4 protein-coding genes are annotated in these 3,845 nt (G+C 48.1%); 1 reads left to right on the forward strand and 3 read right to left on the reverse strand.

Going from position 1 to position 3,845, the window contains the following annotated elements:
- Positions 1-123: 123 nt before the first annotated feature.
- A complete protein-coding gene (locus J3U88_RS33820; protein WP_207863645.1) occupies positions 124-1,056 on the reverse strand; it encodes a TonB-dependent receptor plug domain-containing protein in 933 nt (310 codons plus the stop codon).
- 882 nt (positions 1,057-1,938) lie between these two features.
- On the opposite strand from J3U88_RS33820, the gene J3U88_RS33825 reads away from it, so the two are divergent.
- Positions 1,939-2,967 (forward strand): hypothetical protein, encoded by a 1,029-nt coding sequence (locus J3U88_RS33825; protein ID WP_207863646.1) that lies wholly within the window; start codon positions 1,939-1,941, stop codon positions 2,965-2,967.
- A 179-nt stretch (positions 2,968-3,146) separates the two neighbouring features.
- Here J3U88_RS33825 and J3U88_RS33830 read toward each other — a convergent pair whose 3' ends face one another.
- The gene (locus J3U88_RS33830; protein WP_423842104.1) at positions 3,147-3,599 is read right to left on the reverse strand and encodes a hypothetical protein; all 453 of its coding nucleotides are present in this window, start codon (positions 3,597-3,599) and stop codon (positions 3,147-3,149) included.
- A gap of 26 nt (positions 3,600-3,625) precedes the next feature.
- The coding region (locus J3U88_RS33835; RefSeq protein ID WP_207863647.1) for a hypothetical protein at positions 3,626-3,845 on the reverse strand (220 nt) is incomplete at its 5' end.

Here is a 3,845-nt window from a genome sequence, read left to right on the forward strand (position 1 = left end):
ACGAATGAAACCCGGCGATTTCTGTTTTGGCTCGATTCTTAGCTTTCCCAAAGCAACCTCCTGAACCTTTTCCAGGAAGTGTAGCCGTCTCGACGCTTTGCGTCTGAACCCTCGTTGGTAGGCTTACGAATATTCGTAGGAAAGGTCGAGGGTCGTTGCCGAGGAAAGCCCAAGGCGCAGGGTTGGATTGATGCCGATTCGGTCGCCTTCGAAAAAGTCACGGTGATTTTCGAGCGATTCGTAAAAGGCATTGATGCGTAGGGCGGTGTTTGGCAATAGCGCGAGGTTGCTGTCGAGCCGAGCGTTCCATTCGCCAAAGGAATCAACGCCGGTCCGATAGCCGGTAAAGGTTTCGCCCAGCCGCCCTTTTTTGGTGAAGCGGTTAAGGATGCCGCCGGCACCACCGCGACCGGAAAGAAGCGCATTGGGGCCACGCAGCAATTCAACTTGTTCAAGGTTGTAGAGGGTGCGGTTGTATTCGGCATCGTCACGAACGCCGTCCACGTAAAAATCGGCGCTGTTGCGGGAGCCGCGGATGATCAGCGCGTCGCGGTTTCCTTCGGCCTGGGTGGTATTCACACCGGGCATGTAGTCGGCGAGTTGGCCGATCTCGGAAAAGCCCTGATCGTCGATTTGTTCCGCGGTCACAATGGAAAGACTTTGAGGCAGGTTCAGGACCGCGGTCGGTGATTTAAGCAGATGGGCGGTGGTCGCGAGCAAGGCCTTGCCAACCACCACATAGTGAAATTTGGCAAGGGGTTCGGCTTCATCCGATGGTTCGGATTCCACCGGAGTCTCTTGTTCTTCATCGGGAGCGGGCTGATTTAGCGCTGCGTTCTCTTGGTCCGAGGCGCCGGCGGGCAAAGCAGCGGCCGGATCGTGGAGCGTTGAAAGCATGACGGAATTCAATCCGGGCGGGGCCCAGGTGCCGGGCGCGGTGTTTTCCGCTTGTTGGGTTCCGCCGCGTGCCGACCCGGATTGCTGATCGAAATGCGAAGCCTGCTCCGCTGCAAACAAACAACACCAGCCCATCAAAACAACAAAAAACAACCGCATGCCAACCTCGGAACCTTTAGCCCATCATGGATGGTATTGTCGGACTCGGGAAAGAGGACGGCAAGCGAATTCGACACCGCATTGGGAAATGAGCGTGGCAGACAACGTGTGAACAGGAAAGCCAGATGGCGCGCAAAAGGAGAAACGGGAACCATGTCAATCCAATGAGGCCGCCACGCACGGGTCCAGACTTATACAAGTGATGCACCCCTCAAATCGCGAGGAGCTGCAAACCATTATCGATGCGAAGAAAAAGAGGCGGGACACGCTCGATGCCCCGCCTAACAGAGGAGATCCCACCATTTTAAAACGGTGGAGCATCATAGGAACCTCAACGCTAAGGATGCTACCCTTAGAGAGGTTGTGTTGCGCATAATAATGCTACACAAAGTTCCATTACCTGGAACGGTCGCGAAACAACCATTCTAGCTTTGAATTACCTTACCATCAAACATTAGCGTCTGATTGAAAACGCACTTGTTTTGAAAGGCCAAAACCAAGACTAGTTTCTCTTTAGATGATTAAGGACCCAAAGTGAATGGTTATTTCAATGAATACATCGGGGTAGCGGATAGCTGCCAATCACCTCATTGATGGAGCCCTGGCTCTTGTTCTTATTCTTGCTAATTGAAAATCGATAATTCGCCACGAAAATCAACCTTTTCACCAGATTCCCAGGAAGTTTGTTGGGTCATCAGCCAGGACTAGCGAAAAAACGAGGTAAGCACGGGGAACACAAACGTTTAGAAGCCGAGTGAATTCGGAAGGTCTCAGAGTTCCCCAATAAGGTATCGCTAGCTCTGGACCAAGACAGCCGTCTAAAAGCGACTTTTTCCCTTAAAATTGTTACAATGAACACTTCCTCAATTCGGAGTTATCGAAATGAAATTCAACCCAGTGACATCGACAGTCGTGCTTGGCATGACCCTAAATCGCTGCTACACCTTAAAGCAAGCAGCAATGCTAGGCCCCTTAAATGATGTTGAGCGATTGCGGCGTCGCTTTTTCTCTCTCTCGCAAAACCATAGTTTTGACGGATGGCTACCGCGAACAAAAGAAAGCCCAACTCATTATAGAGCGAGAATGAAAAAAGAGCTGGGCTTGCTTGGAGATTTCATTCACATTAGAACTTCGCGAGGAGAGAATAGGCGACCATATAACGCTTATTCAGGAGCCATTTACAAGCATGCATTGGGAGACAATCTTCTACATTTAGCTGCATTATCTCTTTGTCATTTAATTGTTGCAGGAGACTTTCGTCTCAGAGGACCTTACCTTACATCCAAAAATGAGCATGATGAAATTATTGATTTCTTCAGTTACATACTGCCAGAAGATAAGGCCATGATTTTCACGTCTGACTGGGCAGATCTGTTACCGCTGTGCGGATTTCTGTCAGCATTGAACTGGGGATGTGGCAAACCATCCTTACTTCCATCCGAACCAGCACCAGAAATCTTGCGTACAATTTTTTTCTACAGGGCCGTCCGCCCGAGATTACCACTTCCTGAAACAGAAGAGATCACTACACAATTTGAGTTAGTAGGGCCGCAGGTAGCGTTGATTCCCTTTGAATCGCCTCAAAGAAGTGAAACACCCAAAAAACCACCCTTTTGCTTATATATTTATGGATGGCTGTTGGGTGCGGCGGCAGCCTGTATTTTGGGTCTACTGTTGCGGCCTTCTCCGCCAGAAGATTTGCCTTATCCAGAGGTTATTATGCCCCTAGATGCGGGTTTTCCACCGTTGAATACGGATAATCGATTCGAGGATCAGAACGTGAAAGAACTTCTACCTCGGGTCATTGCACCAGTACCGACTCCAGTGATAAATGATTATGGATCAATCGGCCGTGTGGGGGAGTCGCCGGGAACATCATCTGGAATGGGTAAATCAGGGTCGGATGATTGATTTCTGGAAGCTAAAGCTAAGCCCTCAGCACTAAAATCGCTAGAATCATCAGTTGGAAAGAGGCTTTGGTTATTCGCTTCGTTATCTACGCCAAGCGAATGCGGTGAACTAATATTGTATTGGCTAATTTGAATTGATGCTATTGAGGTCTCATTAATTGTATTCACGACATGATCTCCTTACGGGCAATGTAATGCCCCTTCGTAGAACCCTGTCAGAAAGTAACAGGATTCATTTTCTAAGAGTCTCTGAAAATAAGGCAAAAATTTCGCCTTATCATTACATCGATTTATGTATGCCTGAACGATTTTAACCCAGTCAGGAACCTTGAAATTATGTTCTTTGGAAACAGCTTTGGCTTGATCCAAATACATTTGCGCGGGCTCCCCAAGACGATGCTTAGCAATAGCCAAATAGGCAAGCGAATTGGACAAACTCATATAGCTCGAAAACTTCTGATATTCAAGCACAGCTAACTCAGCAAAGAACACAGCCGCTTTAAGATTGTTTTTGGTAAGCTCCGAGATAGCCCGCAATTCATAAAGTCGACCACTATTATAGTGCTCGTTAACGCCTAAAAAGGTGGCATACTGAAAGCATTTTTCAGCTTCATCTAGGGCACCCTGTCTCAAATATGCATTTCCAAGGTTTATCATGGCTAGGTATTGATTCTCTTTATGCTGCGCTTTTTTGTAGTAATCAAATGCTTTTTGGAGAGCGTTTTTTCCTTCTTCCCACCTTCGAGTACGGTCAATGCCGTTAAGTTAAGAACCAAAACGATAGGAAAATGGGCTAGCGGTTTGATTTGTAGCCAGGCGCGAAAATTTGAATCTTCACGATATATCTGCCTGATGCTCGCCTCTTCGCCGTTCGGCCGG

It is taken from the genome of Acanthopleuribacter pedis, assembly GCF_017377855.1.
In the GTDB taxonomy this organism is placed as follows: Bacteria; Acidobacteriota; Holophagae; order Acanthopleuribacterales; family Acanthopleuribacteraceae; genus Acanthopleuribacter; species Acanthopleuribacter pedis.